Source organism: Streptomyces sp. NBC_00076 (assembly GCF_045041235.1).
In the GTDB taxonomy this organism is placed as follows: domain Bacteria; phylum Actinomycetota; class Actinomycetes; order Streptomycetales; family Streptomycetaceae; genus Streptomyces.
Genome location: NZ_CP108242.1, coordinates 167,049 through 184,122, shown reverse-complemented (window position 1 = coordinate 184,122; position 17,074 = coordinate 167,049). Strand labels below are relative to the sequence as shown.

Annotated in this window: 6 protein-coding genes; 3 read left to right on the top strand and 3 right to left on the bottom strand. The window is 74.2% G+C overall.

Annotated features, from left to right (window positions below):
• Nucleotides 1–6: 6 nt before the first annotated feature.
• The 3 genes from OHA64_RS00795 to OHA64_RS00785 are packed head-to-tail and all read left to right on the top strand — an operon-like array spanning nt 7 to nt 2,412.
• Nucleotides 7–309: a hypothetical protein gene (locus OHA64_RS00795; RefSeq protein ID WP_405606524.1), complete on the top strand. Its 303-nt coding sequence runs from the start codon at nt 7–9 to the stop codon at nt 307–309.
• On the top strand, nt 302–1,318 hold the full coding sequence (locus OHA64_RS00790) for a 2-ketoarginine methyltransferase (protein ID WP_405606522.1): 1,017 nt from the start codon (nt 302–304) through the stop codon (nt 1,316–1,318). Before OHA64_RS00795 ends, OHA64_RS00790 begins: the two co-directional genes overlap by 8 nt.
• Nucleotides 1,315–2,412, top strand: a complete 1,098-nt coding sequence (locus OHA64_RS00785; protein WP_405606520.1) for a beta-methylarginine biosynthesis bifunctional aminotransferase — start codon at nt 1,315–1,317, stop codon at nt 2,410–2,412. Before OHA64_RS00790 ends, OHA64_RS00785 begins: the two co-directional genes overlap by 4 nt.
• Nucleotides 2,413–2,506: 94 nt before the next feature.
• On the opposite strand, the gene OHA64_RS00780 is transcribed toward OHA64_RS00785, so the two are convergent.
• The 3 genes from OHA64_RS00780 to OHA64_RS00770 are packed head-to-tail and all read right to left on the bottom strand — an operon-like array spanning nt 2,507 to nt 17,071.
• Nucleotides 2,507–9,358: an aminotransferase class III-fold pyridoxal phosphate-dependent enzyme gene (locus tag OHA64_RS00780; RefSeq protein WP_405606518.1), complete on the bottom strand. Its 6,852-nt coding sequence runs from the start codon at nt 9,356–9,358 to the stop codon at nt 2,507–2,509.
• On the bottom strand, nt 9,355–13,527 hold the full coding sequence (locus OHA64_RS00775) for an SDR family oxidoreductase (RefSeq protein ID WP_405606516.1): 4,173 nt from the start codon (nt 13,525–13,527) through the stop codon (nt 9,355–9,357). Before OHA64_RS00775 ends, OHA64_RS00780 begins: the two co-directional genes overlap by 4 nt.
• Nucleotides 13,520–17,071, bottom strand: coding sequence for a non-ribosomal peptide synthetase (locus OHA64_RS00770; protein ID WP_405606514.1), 3,552 nt, complete (start codon nt 17,069–17,071; stop codon nt 13,520–13,522). The genes OHA64_RS00775 and OHA64_RS00770 overlap by 8 nt, the downstream gene beginning before the upstream one ends.
• Nucleotides 17,072–17,074: the final 3 nt, after the last annotated feature.

Below are 17,074 nucleotides of genomic sequence, written 5' to 3'. Positions count from 1 at the left end.
GAAACAGTGCCGACGATCGAGTTCTTCGGCATGCAGCGCGAGGAACGCGACGCGCTGGAGAAACGGGTACGCGAGCTCCTCGCCGAGGAGGAGTTCCGCGAGCACTGCGTCTTCGTCACCGCGGCGGGCTCCCGGGTGCTCGACTGGCAGGGACGCAGCCGCCCGTTCGTCCGCGTCAGCACCCGTTCCGAGCAGCGCGCGGAGCGATTTCGGAAACTGCTGCGCGACACCTGCGACCTCGAAATCGTCCGAATCGACTTCCAACCCATGGCCGACAGTTCACCGGATGAGGAGAAGCACAGTGGATGAGGGATTCGAGCTCCGGCTCATCGAGGCGCTGCAGCCCGTCCGGGGCTTCGCGCTGGCGCAGGGCATCCACCACCTGTTCGGCAGCGGCCTGTACGAACGCATCGCGCAGGGGCCGCAGCAGATCGGCGCACTGGCCGAGGCGCTGGAGCTCGACGCGTCGCGCACCAGCGGTTTTCTGCGCTACCTCGCCAACGAGGACCTCGTCGCGCTCGGCGGCGACACCGTGGCCCTGACGGACAAGGGGCGCGCCCTCGGCCCGTACCGGCCCTGGTACGAGCTGCTCGTCGGCGGCTATGCGGAAACGTTCCAACAGGTCACGGACGTGCTGCGAGGCAAGGGCTACGCCAGCCGCGACGGCCGGCTCGTGGGCATCGGCAGCTGCGGGATCAGCGCCTACGACGCACTGCCGCTCGTCCGCGGCCTCCTGACCGACCTGCCGGCCCCGCCGACCTCCGTCGTGGACCTCGGCTGCGGCGACGGCACCTTCCTGACCAGTCTGGTCGGCGACTCGGGCAGCGTCACCGGCATCGGGGTCGACCCGTACGCCCCGCAGGAGCCGACGGCCGGCGCCGTGCGCTTCGTCCGCGCCGGAGCCACCGACTACGTCCGGCAGAGCGCCGCCGCGCCCGACGTGGAGCGGGACCCCTCGCGGCTCTTCCTCGCCGCCTTCCTGCTCCAGGAGGTCCTCGAACAGGAAGGTCGCCCGGCCGTGGTGGAACTGGTCCGGTCGGCCCTCGCCCAGGGCGGCCACCTCGCCGTCGTCGAGGTGGACCACCGTCCGGACGATCCGCAGGTCATGCGGCACGGCCTCGGCCTGGCTTATTACAACCCGTACTACCTGCTGCACGTCCTGACCGAACAGCGGCTGGAGACCGAGCGGTTCTGGCAGGACCTGTTCGAGGAGGCGGGCGCCCGGGTGGTGTCCCGGCGCGTGGTCGACCCGCGCGTCGACTCCACCGGCCTGGAGGTCGGATATCTGCTGACCCGGCAGGAAGGCGCCGCGCAGTGAGTCTGACGCCCCTGGGACGACGGCTCGCGCAGGCCGCGGCCACCCCCGAGGAGAGGTGGGAGATCCTGGCCGAGAACGTGCCCGTCTGGCCCGAACCGCCCACCCTCCAGGCACCCGGCTGGGAACTGGACGGGCAGTACGCGCCGAGCCAGGGCACCGACGAACTCCTGGAGGCACTGCGGCTCCGCCAACGCGAGCAGGGCGTCGACATCGGCGCCGACTCGCTCCTGGTGACCAACGGCGCCTTCGACGGGCTCGGCCTCGTCGCCCGGCACCTCGCGGAACAGGGGGTGCGGCGCGCGGTGTGCAGCGGGCCCGTGCTGCTGAGCGTCGCCGACCTGCTGGGCTCCGTCGGCCTGGACCTTCAGGTGCTGGACTGGCCGGCCCTCGTGCAGGAACGCGCCTGGACGTCGCTCGGACTCGGCCCGCGGGACCTGGTCTACCTCAACTCACCCCACAACCCGACCGGTGCCTGCCTCGACGAGGAGGCGGCACGCTCCCTGCTCGACGCCCGGCACAGGCTCGGCTTCACGCTGGTGCTCGACCTGGTCTATGACTCCTTCGTCCAGGACCCCCTGGCGCTCGCCACACCGCTGGCCCTGGTGGACGACTGGCGTGGCGTCTACGGCCTGAACAGCTTCTCCAAGAACTACGGCGCCCCCGGGCTGCGGGTCGGCTGGGTCACCACCGACCCGCAGGACGTCGCCCTGCTCACCGCGCGGATGGAGTGGGAACGCATCGCCGTGTCGACGCGCGCCCAGAACCAGGCCGCCCAGCTGTGCAAATGGGGCAACCGGCCACTGACGGAACGGGTGCGCGACGGCCACCGGCTGGTGCTCGACTGGGCCCGGACGCACGGCATGGAGGTGTCCGCGCCGCAGGGCGGGACGCACGTGTGGGTGGACCCCGGGGTCCCCGACACCGAGGCACTGGCCGACACCCTGATGGCGCGCCACCGGCTCGTCGTCACTACCGGCGCCAACTACCACCCCGCGGACCCGCGCCACCTCAGGGTCCCCACCGGCGCCGACCCGGACTTCCTCACCCGGTCCCTGGCGACCATCGCTGACGTGAGCCAGCGCCTGCGCCGCTGACCCGGCCCCCCCGGCACAGCGGGCCGGCACACGGAAGACGGCGGTCGGGCCCCCGCACAGGTAGCCCGACCGCCGTCCCCGTACGGCCGCCCGGTCAGCCGGACGAGCGCACCGTCAGCGTCTCGACCAGCGCCCGCAGCGGCCGGTTCTCGAACACCATTCGCACCGGACGCTCCACATCGACCTCCTTGCGGAACCGCTGGGCCAGCTGCACCGCGGACACCGAGTTGCCGCCCAGCTCGAAGAAGTCGTCGTCCAGGCTCACCTCCTCGATCCCGAGCAGCTCGCGCACATGGGTCAGGACCACCCGGGCCACTTCGCCCCGCCGCCCCGCCGTGACGTCGCGCTCCTCGGCACCGACCCTTTCCGGCAGCAACTCCAGGACGTCCTGGTCGAGCCAGCGCGCACACAGCCCGGTGCCCACCGGGGCGTCCTCGCCGTCGCGCGCGCTCCAGCCCCGATCCGCGTCCCACCGCAGCTCCCGCGCCGCGGCCGCACCCTCGACGCACAGCTCACCGGGCACACCGGGCGGGCAGGGCCGCGACGCGTCGTCCCGCACGGACACCCGCGCATGCGGTACGGCCCCGACCACGATGCCCGGCGCGGCCGGATCCCGCTCCGCGGCGGGCCGCTGGTGGAAGGCAGGACCGGCCGTGCGCTCCGTCTGGAACGAACCGTGCAGCACGGCGCCCGGGTAGTGCCCGGACCAGCGGGCGGCCAGCGCGGCGTCGACCAGACCGCGCACCAGGACGTGTCGCAGCGCGGGCAGCGCCGGCGCGGAGCCACCGTCGGCCAGCTCGACGAGCCGGGTCAGGGTCCGCACGTCGGTCTCCAGCACCGTGACGTCCGCGCCGCCCCCGTCCCACGCGGGAGAGGTGAGCGGGTCGGCGTCCTCCGGCAGCCGCAGCCGGCCGCCGCCCAGCAGCGGAAGGACGACGCTCCACGCGGATGACTGCGCGTCGGTGACCGCCCGGTACAGCACGGTGTCCTGGTCCAGGGACAGCAGCTCGGCCTCCGCGGTCGCCGCGTTCAGCACCGCGCGGTGGTCGCTCACCCAGGCCACCGAGCCGTCGTCGCCGGCCGGGACGGCCTGGGCGGGCGCGGTGAGCGCGACGGGCTCCAGGGCCTCGGACTCCTCCCGCTCCGCGTCGGCGCGCAGCCCCGTCACGGACAGCCACGGCACACCGCTGCCGTCCGGGCCCTCGCCGGTGCCGAGTACGGCGGTGAGCGGACCGGTGGCCGGGACGCCGCCCGGCGCGCCCGGGGGCAGGGCGACGAACGCGGCACCGGACTTCCACACCGCGAGGACCGCCTCCGACCGCTCGATCGGATCGGCCACGGCGATCCCGAACACGGCTCCGGCTCCGACGTCGTAGCGGCGGCGAAGGGCGCGGGCCATCCGGTTGGTCGCCGAGTCCAGCGCCGCGTGGGGGACCAACCGGTCGCCGCACTGCAGGGCGATGCCGTCGGGGTTCTTCAGAGCCTGGGCCGCGAGCAGCGTGTGCACCGGGCCGTCGGACGGCTCCGCGCCCCGCGGACCCGTGCCGTACGACAGCAGCTGGGCCCGGTCGTTGTCGGTCAGATGATCCAGCTCGTCCAGGCGCCGCCCGCCGTCGTCCATCATGGCCCGCAGCAGCGCCAGGCAGTAGTGCGGCAGCCGCTCGGCGAGTTCGGCCGCGAAGAGCTCCTCGGCGATGTCGAAGTCGAACCGGTAACCGTCCGCCGTCTCCAGCACGTTCACCGCGACGGCGTAGGCCGTGTACCGGATCGGCAGCGCCTCGGCCTGCGTCACGCGTAGCCCGTGCAGCGGCGGCGGGGCCAGCTCGCGGTCGAAGGCGATCGAGGTGCTGAGCAGCCCGCTGCGCAGCTCACCGCCCGTGCTCCCGAGCTCGCAGACCAGCTCGGCGAAGGGGTGGTTCTGGTGCTCCAGCGCGTCGAGCAGCGCGCCCTGGACCTGCCCGAGCAGCTCGGCGACGGTGGTGTCCCCGGGCGTGCGCAGCCGCAGCGGCAGCACGTTGGTGCAGTAGCCCACCACCTCGTCGAACCGAGGCGGCCTGCGGGCCGCGGCCACCGGCAGCACCAGGTCCTGCTGACCGGTGAGCCGGTGCAGCGTCGCCGCCCACGCGGCGACCAGGTGGGCGAAGACCGTCACGCCCGCGGCCGAGGCGGCCGAGCGCAGCCGCTCGGCCAGCTCGGGGCCGACGCTCACGCTGCGCCGGGACGCCCGGTGGGGAGGCGTGCCCGCGGCGGTCGTCGGCAGGGCCGGCTCCGGGGCGCCCGCCAGCAGCTGATGCCAGTAGTCGCGCTGCCGTGCCGCCTGAGCACCCGCGCGGAACTCCTCCTGCCAGTCGAGGAAGGCGCGGAATGGGACGGCGGGCGGCAGCTCGGCGGTGCCGCCGGTGGCGGCGGCGCCGTACAGGGCGAACAGGTCGCGCACGATCGTCACCGTGGACCAGCCGTCGGCTACGGCGTGGTGCACCACGAGGAGCAGCAGATGCCGCTCGGCGTCCGTGCGGACGACCACCACCCGGAAGACGGGGCCGCGTTCGAGGTCGAACGGCCGGTCCGCCTCCCTCGCCAGGAGTTCGGCGAGGTCCTCCTCGCCCGTGCAGAACCGCTCGTCGATCATCCCGTCGGGCGCCGTCCGGCCCGCCTCGTGGACGACCAGACGTTCCCCGTCGGGGCTGAACGTGGTGCGCAGCGACTCGTGCCGCGCCGCCAGACCCGCGACGGCGGTGCGCAGCGCGGCGGAGTCGAGCGGCCCCTCCAGCCACAGCGCCGTGGACAGGTTGTAGGCGAGGGACCCGGCCTCGCCGGTCTGCGCCAGGGCCCACAGCTGCTTCTGGGCGAGTGCCGCCCGGGGCGCGCCCGGGACGGCGGCGGGTGCCGACGCGGCCCCGGACGCGGGTGCGCCGGTGGTGACCGGTTCGGGCTCGGTCGCGGGTGCGCCCGCGGTGGCCGGTGCGGCTCCGCGGCCCGAGGCGACGCTGTGCGCCGTGCCCAGTACGCCGTTGTCCTGCAGCTCGCGCACGGAGTCCTTCACGGCCTCGCGCACGCGGAGCAGGTCAGCGTCCTCGTGCGCCGTGGACAGGAAGCAGTTGCGCCACTCCCACATGAAGACGCCGCGGTCGATGAGGTTGTAGTAGAAGAGGTCCGCGTTGACGTCGTGTTCGAAGCGGAACAGCGAGGAGAAGCGCCGGATCTCGATCGGCGCCTGGAGCTCGCGCAGGTCCTGGTTGAGCTGGTCGACGAAGCGGGCCGTCCGGTCGTTCAGCCGCTCCTGGAGCGCGGGGCCCTCGGCCCGCAGATGATCCAGTACGGCCTTGGAGGCCACCATGGACAGCGGGTGCTGGTTGAAGGTGCCGCCGAAGAACGTGGACTCCACCGACGGGTACGAGTCGTTGCCGAAATTCCATACGCCGCCGTCGATCGCGTCCATCACCCCGCCGCGCCCGGCGATCACCCCCAGCGGCATGCCGCCGCCGATGACCTTCCCGTACGTCACCAGGTCCGCCTCGATGCCGAGCAGGCCCTGCACTCCGGCCGGGTGGCAGCGGAAGCCGGTCACCATCTCGTCGAACATCAGCTTGATGCCGTGGTGGAGGGTGATCTCCCGCAGACGGTGCAGGAACCCGGGATCCTGCTCGCCCGGGTGACGGGTGGTCACCGGTTCCGTGACCACGGCGGCGAGCTCGGAGGCGTGCTGGTGGATGAAGTCCAGCGCCTGCGGCGAGCCGAACTCCAGCACGTAGACGTTCTCCACCGCGCTGGGCGAGATACCGGCCGAGATGGGCTGCGAGCGCAGCCGGCCGTTGTCGTAGCGGGGCGCGGCGAGCACGCCGTCGGAGTGGCCGTGGTAGCCGGTGCTGAACAGGACGATCTTGTCGCGTCCCGTCGCCGCGCGCGCCAGGCGCAGCGCGGTGATGACGGCCTCGCTCCCGGTGTTCACGAACGCGACCCGCTCCATCCCGGTGAGTTCCAGGATGCTCGCGGCGACGTCCTCGACGAGCGCCGTGCGTGGTCCGAGGCTGAAGCCGTCAGCCATGCGCTCGCGCAGGGCGTCCATGACGACGGGCGGGTTGTGACCCAGCAGGTGGACGCCGAAGCCGAGGGTGAGGTCGACGTACTCGTTGCCGTCGACGTCCCACAGCCGGGATCCGCGGCCCCGCTCGGCCACCAGCGGGTAGAGCAGCTCCTTGGTGGAGAGCCGGAAGCCGATGGTGGACCGGCTGTCGGACACCATGGGCCGGAAGCGCTGGGCGAACTCCTTGGAACGGCGGGTCCGGTCGTTGTACCGCTTGACCAGCGTCTGAAGGTAGCGCGCCCGGCGGGCGGACTCGGCCGGCGCGGTCGCGGTGGCCCGCTTGCCCGGCGCGAGCGGCACCCGGGGCTTGTCCACGGTGGGCGCCGACGCCTGCCCGGGGGCCGGGGCGAGCTGCTGGGCCGACGCGGGCCCGGTCGGGAGCGGGTCCACCCCGGCGGCCGGAGCGGGAACGGCGGCGGTGCTTCCCACGGCCGTGTTGTTCCCGGGGGCGGCAGGCGCGGGCCCGGTCACGGTGGCGCCTTGGCCGGCCATCAGCTCCAGCTGACGCTGCATCACGCTCAGCTGCTGCGTCACGAGACGCTCCAGCTGTGACAGTGCGGCCGGGTTCTGGGCCACCGGGGCGCCCGCCGAGGCCGGCACCACGGGCGCGCCGGGTGCGGCGACGGGCTCGGCGGGTGGGGTGGCGACGCCGTCCGGCGGTGCGCTGGCGGGTATGGCGGGGTGCACCGCGCCGTCCGCCGGTGCCGGAGCGGTCGTCGCCGGGGACGCCGTACCGGGCGGGGCCAGCCGCTCCGCCGGGGCGTTGCCGCGCAGATAGCCGGCGAGTTCGGTGAGAGTCTGGAACTCCGAGAAGAACTGCCGCAGGGAGAGCCGGCACCCGTAGCGGTCCTCCAGCACGGGCAGCACGCTCAGCAGCAGCATCGAGTCCCCGCCCAGTTCCAGGAAGGGCACGTCCGGGTCGAGGTCTTCCGGAGCGACCTTGAACCGCTCCGCGACGATGGCGATGAGTTCCGGGAGGATGGGATCCACGTACGGTGCCTCGCTCTTCGCTTCTTCGGTGGACGGTACGCCCACGGTGGACGGGACCTCGATGGTGCGGGCCTCGGTGGACGGGACCTCGGCGGACTGGGCCGTCGGGACCTCGGCCGGGGAAGTCCCGGCGGAGGGGCCGGCCGGCGGGAACTCGGGGTCCACCGGGTCCGGCCAGTGACGCTTGCGCAGCATCGGCTGCGTCGGCAGCGGCACGCGGCGCCGCCGTTCACCGGGGTACAGCTCGCCGAAGTCGACGGCGTCCCCGTGCAGCCAGCGGGCGGCCAGGTCCTCCAGCGGGTCGCCGGAGAGCCGGGGCTCCCCTCCCGTCATGGCGTCACCGTCGCGGTACGTGCCGTTGCGCAGCCCGCGCGCCGCTTCGGCGCAGTCGCCGGCGATCAGCGCCCGCCGGTGGCGATGGGCCTGCCGGCCGCACTGGAGGGTGTGGGCCACGTCGGCCGGGTTCAGTTCCGGGTGCTCCTCCAGGTGCCGGCGCAGCTCCACGGTCGCCGCGTCGAGCGCCTCCCCGCTCTTGGCGGACAGCACGAACAGGTGCCGGACCGCCACCGAGGGCTCGTCGGGGACCTCGGGGGCCTCCTGCAGCACCACATGGGCGTTGGTGCCGCCGATGCCCAGTGAGCTGACCCCCGCGATGCGCGGGCCCGACGGGGACTCCCAGTCGGCGGACTCGGCGGCTATGTAGAAGGGCGAGTCGATGAGGTCGATCTCCGGGTTGGGCAACTCGAAATTCAGGGTCCCCGGGATGCGCCGGTGGCGCAGGGCGAGGACGGTCTTGATCAGCCCGGTGATGCCCGCCGCCGCGTCGAGGTGCCCGACGTTGGCCTTCACCGAGCCGATCGCGCAGTGTCCGCGCCGCCGGCCGCCGAAGACCTGGGACAGCGCCTTGATCTCGATGCCGTCGCCCAGCGGGGTGCCGGCGCCGTGCGTCTCGACGTACGACACCTCCGCGGGATCGACGTCCGCGGCCTCCAGCGCCTCGCGCAGCGCCCGCACCTGCCCGGCCACCCCGGGTGCGGCGTAACCGGCGCGCCGCGCGCCGTCGTTGGTGACGGCCGAGCCGCGGATCACGGCGAGCACGGGGTCACCGTCTGCCTCGGCGTCCTCCAGCGGGCGCAGGACGACGACCCCGGCGCCGTCGCCGAAGATCAGCCCGTCGGCGGCGGCGTCGAAGGGGCGGCAGCGACCGTGGCGCGACCGGGTCCCGCCGGGGCGCCACAGATAGCCGGTGTGCTGCGGGATGCGCAGCGCGACGCCGCCCGCGAGCGCCATGTCACACTCGCCGTACAGCAGTTGGCGGCACGCCAGGTGGACGGCGACGAGCGAACTGGAGCAGTAGGTCTGCACGGTGAAGGCCGGCCCGGTGCAGCCGAGCTTGTAGGCGATCTTCGTCGCGAGGGCGTCCGGCTCGTTGCCGGAGGCGATGAACTCGTCGGTGACGTTGTCGTACTCCGGACGGTTCAGCAGGTCGCCGTATCCGCTGCGGCGGGTGCCCGCGCACACGCCGACGACCCCGTCGAAGGTGCCCGGCCCGTGTCCTGCGCGCTCCAGCGCCTCGTGGCACAGCTCCAGGAAGATCCGCTGCTGCGGATCCATCAGTTCGGCCTCCCGGCCGGTGTAGCCGAAGAAGGACGCGTCGAAGCGGTCGATGTCCCGCAGATGCGCGCCCCGCCGCACGTAGCCGGGGTCCGCCAGGAGCGCCGGGTCCACGCCGGTGCGCCGCAACTCCAGCTCCGCGTAGTCCCGCACCGCATCCCGGCCCTCGTCCAGGGCGGTCCAGAACGCGTCCAGGGTGTCGCTGCCGGGGAAGCGTCCCGCCATCCCGACGACGGCGATGCTTGTTTCCTTGTTCATGCCTCTGTACCCCTTCGGCGAATGCCGCGGCCGCGGGCCCGCCGGGCCGCGCGCTGGGCGGACATCCCCTGGTCTTCCGGCGCCCGCTGTTCCAGGTGCGCCGCGAGATGGTCGATCGTCGGGTTTTCCAGCAGGTCCGTGGTGCTCAGCGCGATCCCGAGCGCGTCGGAGATGCGCTGGGCGAGCTCGACGGCGAGCAGCGAGTCGCCCCCCAGGTCGAACAGGCTCCGGTCGAAGCGGTCGACGTCGGTGCGCAGCACCTCGGACCACAGCGCGGCCAGCGTGGCGCGCAGGTCCTTGCCGCTCTGCCGCACGGGGTCCCGCCGGGCGGGCGGCGTCGCGGCCGCGGGCCGTGTCCAGCGCCGGATCCGCCGCCCGAGGTCGCCGGTGGACACCACCAGCCGGCTGTGCGCGGTGCAGCGCAGGGTCAGGTCGAAGACCTCGGCGCCCTCCTCAGGGGTCAGGGCCAGCTGCCGGACCTCCTGCCAGGCCTGCGAGCGCGGGTCGCCGGCCCGTGCGGCGGAGTCGGGGAAGTCCCAGCCCTCCCAGGCGACGCTGAGGGTGTCCCGGTCCCGCTGGGCGAGGGCGTCGAGGAAGCGGTGGGCGGCGGCGTACCCGGCGTAGCCGACGCCGCCGACGACGGAGGACACCGAGGAGACCATGCAGCCGAAGTCGACGGGCCGGCCGGCGAAGACCTGCCGCAGCACCAGCGCCCCCGTGACCTTCGGTGCGAGCACCTCCCGCCAGCCGGCCCGGTCCGTGCCGTCGATCCAGCGCATCACCTCGTCGGTGGGCAGTCCGGCCGCGTGGAACCAGCCGTTGACGCGCCCGAAGCGGCTTTCCGCGGCGTCGACGAGCGCGGACATCGCGTCGGGGTCGGTGACGTCCGCCGTCCCGACCAGGACCTCGCCGCCGAGCCGTTCGACGGCGCGGACGCGTGCGATGGTGCGGCTGACCGGGTCCTCGGGCCCGCGCTCGGCGATCCAGCGGTCGTAGTCCTCGGGCGCGGGGAACGCCGAGCGGCCGGTGAGGACGAGCCGTGCGCCCACGGTCCGGGCCAGGTGCTCGGCCAAGGTCAGCCCGATCCGGCCCAGGCCGCCCGTGACGAGGTAGACCCCCGCGGGCGTCAGCCGTCCCGGGCCGTCCAGCCGGGCGGCGGGCACCGGCGCGAAGCCGGGGATCCAGCGGCAGGCGGCGCGCAGCGCGACGGACGGCTCGTCGTCGGCGAGCAGCTCGGCCGTCAGCGCGTCCACCGGGACGTCACCGGGACGGAGGTCCACCGTCCGGCAGCGCAGCCGGGCCGACTCCTGCCGTACGACGGTGCAGGCGGCGTCGACCATGCCCGCGGTGGGGGAGACCGGCTCGCCACCGAGCACGTCGAACAAGCCCCGGGTGACGACGGTCAGCCGCAGCGCGTCGGCGGCCGGGATCCGGGCCAGCACCCGGGCCAGGTCCAGGACGCTGAACAGGCCCCGCTCCGTGGCGGACTCCACCGACCCGCCGTCCAGCGGCGCGGCCGGGTCGGTGTCCAGGGTCCACAGGTGCACGACGTGGTCCGGGGGCGGCCCGTCGGCGAGCAGCGCGTCGAACAGGGCGCCGCAGCCGTCCGGGTCGGCCGGGTCGACGGTGAAGGCCCGCGGATCCGTCCGGTGGAAGCCGTCGCCCGGGTGGACGACGGTGACGCTCACCCCGCGCTCGCGCAGCGCGGCCGCCAGTTCCGCTCCGGTGCCGGTACGGTCGGCGAACATCAGCCAGTGCCCGGCCGGTGCGGCGGACGCCGGCGCGGACTCGATCCGCTGCCAGGTCTCGGCGTGGATCCAGTTGGCCGGGATGCGCCCCTGGCCCCGCGCCGCGCGCTCCGGTGGCGGGGCCAGCCGCAGCTCTTGGCCGTGCAGCGGGTGCGGGGGCAGCGCGACCCGACGCCGCGGCGTGCCGTACCAGCCGGTCCAGTCCACCGGCGTGCCCGTTTCCCACAGCCGGCCGGCGACCTCCAGCAGCCGTGCCGCCGCCGACCGGGGCGCCGCGGTGTCGTCCCCGGCGTCCCGGCCCTCGGCCGTGAGCAGCCGCGGGTCGCCGTGCAGCGCTGCGGGGGGCCGGCCCACGACGAGGACGGGCCCGGCGGCCACCTCCGCGCCGTACGCCTGCGGGAGCCGTTCGCCCTGCCAGATGTCGTGCGTCCAGTGTCCGGCATCCAGCGCCCGCTTTTCGTCGAGCACCGTGCCGGTCACGGCCGACAGGACCGGGATCCGCGGCGCGCGCGGGCCGACCTCGGGCGCCTGAGGGACGAGACCGGCCCGCCACGCCAGCAGCGTGAGCGCCTCGTGCGGCTCCAGGACGTGGGCCAGGCAGGCGGCGAGGAGCTCCCCGGCACCCTGACCGCCGACCGCGCCCGGCTCCACGCCGGAGCGCAACCACAGTGTGGCGAGGGCGTGCTGGGCGACGAAGTCCGCGAGCTCCGGCCGTTCGGCGAGCGGCCCGAGCCGCTTGCGGGAGCGCCGCAGTGCCTCCCGGACCCCCGCGAGGGCGCCGGCGAGCTCCTCGACATCCTCGGCGACCGCGGTGCCGCACAGCAGGGACACCGGTCCCGGCGCGGCCGTGGCCGGTGCCGCCGGGGCCCGCAGCGCCGCCGCTGCCCGGCCGGCGTCGGCCGCGACCACCGCCCGGCGGTGACCGAAGGCGCGGCGGCCCACCCGCAGGGTGTGCGCGGCGTCCGCGAGGTCCGGCGCGTCCGGTGCGGTCAGTGCGTCGGCGATCCGGCCGGTCTGCTCCCGCAACGCCTCGGGGGTGCGGGTACTGACCGCGAGCAGCTGCCAGTCACCACCGCTCGAGGGAGCCGGCGGCAGCGGCGGGGCCTCCTCAAGCACCACATGGGCGTTGGTGCCGCCGACGCCGAAGGAGCTCACGCCGGCCCGGCGCGGTGTGCGCCCGCGCGGCCACGGCACCGGCAGAGTGTTGACGGTGAAGCCGCCGCCCGCGAGGTCCGTCTCCGGATGCGGGCGCTCGAAGTACGGGTGGCCGGGGATCTCCCGGTGCCGCAGGGCGAGCACGGTCTTGATGAACCCGGCGATGCCCGCGGCGGCCGCCAGGTGGCCGACATTCGCCTTGACGGAGCCGAGGACGCGGGGGGCGCGGCGCTCACCGCCGTCCGCGAACGCCTCGCGCAGCGCGGTGAACTCGATCGGGTCACCGAGCGCGGTCGCGGTGCCGTGCGCCTCGACGTAGTCGATGCTGCCGCTGTCCACCCCGGCGACCGCGTGCGCCTCGGTGATGACCGCGCGCTGACCGGCGATGCTCGGCGCGGTGTAACCGATCTTGTCGGAGCCGTCGTTGTTCACGGCCGACCCCTTGACGACGGCCAGCACCCGGTCGCCGTCCTCGACGGCCTCCGCGAGCCTCTTCAGCGCGACCAGTCCGACGCCGTCACCGAAGGTGGTCCCGGCGGCGGCCGCGTCGAACGGGCGGCAGCGCCCGTCCGGCGACATCATCATCCCGTCCCGGTACAGGTAGCCGGGGTAGGGGTTGGCCACCACCGACACACCGCCCGCCAGCGCGATGTCGGACTCGCCCGTGAGCAGGCTCTGCACGGCGAGGTGCACGGCCACCATCGACGTGGAGCACGCGGTCTGCACGTTGACGCTCGGCCCCTTCAGACCCAGCTTGTACGAGACGCGGGTGGGCAGGTAGTCCTTGTCGTTGGTGAGCATGATCTCGGTGCCGTCGTACGACAGCAGGTCGCAGCCGCGCGCCACGACGTTGGTGAGATACGTGTTCATCGTGGCCCCGGCGAAGACCCCGACGGCCGTGTCGCCCTGCTCGCCCGCGTACCCGATGCTGTCCAGCAGCTCCCAGGCCGTCTGAAGCATGAGCCGGTGCTGCGGGTCGAGGAGTTCGCCCTCGCGGCGGCTGAACCCGAAGAACTCGTGGTCGAAGACGTAGGCGTCGGGCAGCGAGGCCGACACCTTCACGAACCGCGGATCGCTCAGCAGGTGTTCGGGGACGCCGGCCGCGGCCAGCTCCTCGTCGGTGTGGAAGGTGCGCAGGTCGTGTCCGGCCCGCAGGCGCTGCCAGAACCGGGTCAGGTCCGGCGCTCCCGGGAACCGGCCGGCCATGCCGATCACCGCGACGTCGTTCGGCCGTGGTTCGTGGTCCTCCGCGTACTGGTCAGTCATCCCCGTCCTTCGATGGGTCGGAAGTGCGCCTGTCGAGGCCGCGCCGCGCCTGCGCGCGGGTCCGCCCCGGCGCCAGCAGGTTCCGCTTCGCGGCCCGCCGCCGGCCCCGGTCCGCGTCCGGGCCGTCCTGCTCCCCGCGCGTGTCCTGGTGCTCCTCGTGGTGTGCCGTGTCGTGTACGTCCCCGTGCGTGACGTCGTCCGCGGCTGCGTGCGCCACTCCTCGCGAGGCCCCCTGCATGGTGCCCTGAACGGCGTCGTGCCGTTCCGGCTGCCGTTCCTCACCGACCGCCGCCCGCCCGCCTCCGCCGGCCGTCGAGGGGCCCAGACGGCGGGCCAGATCGGCGACGGTGGTGAACCGGAAGAGTTCGTTCACGGACAGGGGCCGGCCGGGGAAGGCCTCGCCGAGCCGGCGGTGCACCTGGAGCAGCAGCATGGAATTGCCGCCCAGGTCGAAGAAGTTGTCGTGGCGTCCGACGTCCCGCCGGTACAGCACCTGCTGCCAGATCCCGGCCACGGCGCGTTCGGTACCGCCCGGCACGTCGGTGGCGGCCGGCCGGCCGGCCGCTGCGCCGGCCTGTGCCACGCGGTCGGCGAGAGCGGCCCGGTCGACCTTCCGGTTCCCGGTCAGCGGCACCTCGTCGACCAGCAGGACGGCCGCGGGCACCATGTACGACGGGAGCCGGGACTGCAGCGCCGCACGCAGGTCCGCCTCGGTGAACTCGGCACCCGGCTCCGGCAGGACGCAGGCGACCAGCCGCCGGTCGTCCGCTGCGCCGCCCGCCAACAGGGCGGCCGCCCGGGCCACCCCCGGCAGCGCGTCCAACTGGGCCTCGACCTCCTCCAGTTCGACCCGGAACCCGTTGATCTTCACCTGGTGGTCGATGCGTCCCAGGATCTCGACGCGGCCGTCGGGCGTGAGCCGGGCCAGGTCCCCGGTGCGGTACATGCGCTCGCCGGCGTGGAACGGGCTCGCGACGAACCGCTCCCGATCGAGCTCGGGCCGGTGCAGATAGCCCCGGGCGACGGCCGGGCCGCTGATGTGCAGTTCACCCGTCACCTCCGGCGGGACGAGCCGGCCGTGCCGGTCCAGGACGTGCACCCGGGCGTTGGCCAGCGGCCGTCCCACCGGGACGCCCGCATCCGCGCAGTCCTCGGGACGCACCCGCTGCGCCGTCACGAAGACGGTCGTTTCCGCGGGCCCGTACAGGTTCCACAACGAGCCGCACCAGTCGAGGAACGCGCGGGCCAGCGGCGCCGGCAGCTGCTCCCCGCAGGAGAACACGTGCTCCAGCGCCAGCCCGTCATCGCCGCGTTCGCGCAGGACGGCGGCCAGGCCGTGCAGCCCGGACGGGGTGAGGGTGAGACGGGTGACGCGCTCGGCCAGCAGAAGGTCGTGGAAGAAGTCGGGCGCCTTCGCCGTCTCGTCGGGCACCACCACCAGGCAGGCCCCTGACAGCAGCGGCGCCCACAGCTCCCACACCGACAGGTCGAAGGCGGTGGAGTGGAACATCGTCCACACCGCGTCCTCGTCCGGCGGCACCAGTTCGGCGGCCGCGTCCAGCAGCGAGAGCACATTGCCGTGCAGGACGTCGATGCCCTTCGGCACGCCCGTCGAGCCGGAGGTGTAGACGGTGTACGCCAGGTTCCGCGTGCCGACCGGCCGGGTGGCCACCGGCGCGGTGGCCGACGGTGCGCCGGGCGGGTCCGCGTCGTCCATGCACAGCGGCCGCGACCCGAGTGCGCGGATCGTCGTGGCGAACCGGGACTGGGTGAGCGCGACCCCGGCCCCGCAGTCGGCCAGCAGCGTTCCCCAGCGCGCCGTGGGATGACGGTGGTCCAGGGACACGTACGCGGCGCCGGCCTTCAGCACCGCCAGGATCGCCACGACGAGGTCCGTTCCCGGCTCGACGAGCACCGCCACCCGGTCGCCGGGCCCGACGCCCTCGGCGCGCAGCCGTGCCGCCCAGACGTCCGCGAGCCCGTCGAGCTCCGCGTAGGTGAGCCCACGGCCGGCACACCGCACGGCCGGGTGCCCGGCGCGCCGTGCCGCCGTCCGCTCGAAGCGGCGCACCAGGCTGTCCGAGGCGTCGATCCGCACCGGCGCGGTTTTCCGCGGGTGCGCCAGTTCGGCCTCCGTGACCAGCGGCAACTCGCCCATCGGCCGGTCGGGTTCCGCCATGCCGGCGCGCAGCAGCCGTTCGAAGTGCGCCACCGCGCGTTCGGCCGCTCCTCTGGAGAAAACCGACCTGCGGTACTTGACGACCCCGAGCAGCCGCTCCGCGTCCTGGACGATCTCCAGGATGAGGTCGAGCTGATCCTCCTGCTGCGCCAGCCGGAACGGACGCAGCGTCAACCCGCCCCAGGACACGGGCGTGGCGTACGGGACGCCCATGTACAGCGAGGCGAGTTCCGGGAACCGCTGCGGCTTCTGGTAGATGAACATGGTCTGGAAGACGGGGTTGCGGTCGGCCGACCGACGCGGGGCCAGCTCCCTGACCAGCAGCTCGAAGGGGTAGTCCTGGTACTCCAGGGCCTCGGCGACCCGGCGCCGGGTGGCGCGCAGCGCGTCGCGCAAGGAGGGCGCGCCGCTGAAGTCGGCCCGCAGCACCGAGGGGTCGACGAAGTAGCCGACGCAACCGTCGAAGGCCGCGTCGGTGCGGCCGGCCACCGGGGTGCCGACCAGCACCTCGTCGTCGCCGGTGTTCCGGCTGATCAGCGCCTGGTAGACGGTCAGCAGCAGCACATACGGCGTGACGTTCTCGGCCCTGGCGAAGTCGAACACCTCCCGCGCCAGCTCGGCCGGCAGGGCGAAGTCGGCCGACGCACCGCCCTGCGCCTCCCCCGGGTCGACGCGGAACGCCGGCCACTCGCACACCGGCAGGTCCCCCGCGAGCTGCTCGTGCCAGTAGGCGCGCGCCCGGGCGCCGCGCTCGTCCGCCAGCAGTTCCTGCTGGTAGCGCACGAAGTCGGCGTACCCGACCACCTGGGCGGGTAGCGGCACCGGCTGCCGGCGCACCTCGCCCGCGTACAGCTCGCCCAGCTCGGGCAGCAGGACGCCCAGCGAGTGGAAGTCGACGACCAGGTGGTGCAGCACCAGCAGCACCACCGCCTCGCCCGGTGCCACGTCGTAGACGTGGGCGCGCACCAGCGGTCCAGCCAGGACGTCCAGGGGGCGGCGGTAATCCGCGTGCACCCGCTCGTGCAGCTCGCGCTCGTCCCACCCGGTGGCGTCGGTCTGCTCGAAGCCGGGCTCCAGCCAGCCGTGGACGGTCTGGCGGCCGTGGACGTCCCAGCCCCGGAACGTGGTGCGCAGCATCTCGTGCCGGGTGACGAGCGAGCGCAGCGCCCCGCGCAGCGCCCCGGCGTCGAACCCGCCGGTGAAGCGGGCGGCGAACCCCACGTGGTAGGCCGCGCTGTCCGAGTCCCGGTGGTGCAGGAGCAGCAGCGAGTGCTGGCCGTACGAGAGCGGAACCTCGGTGCGCGCCTCGCTCGCCCGGCGCCGGAGCAGCTCCTCCAGGCGCCGGCGCGTTGCGTAGTGGGTCATGCC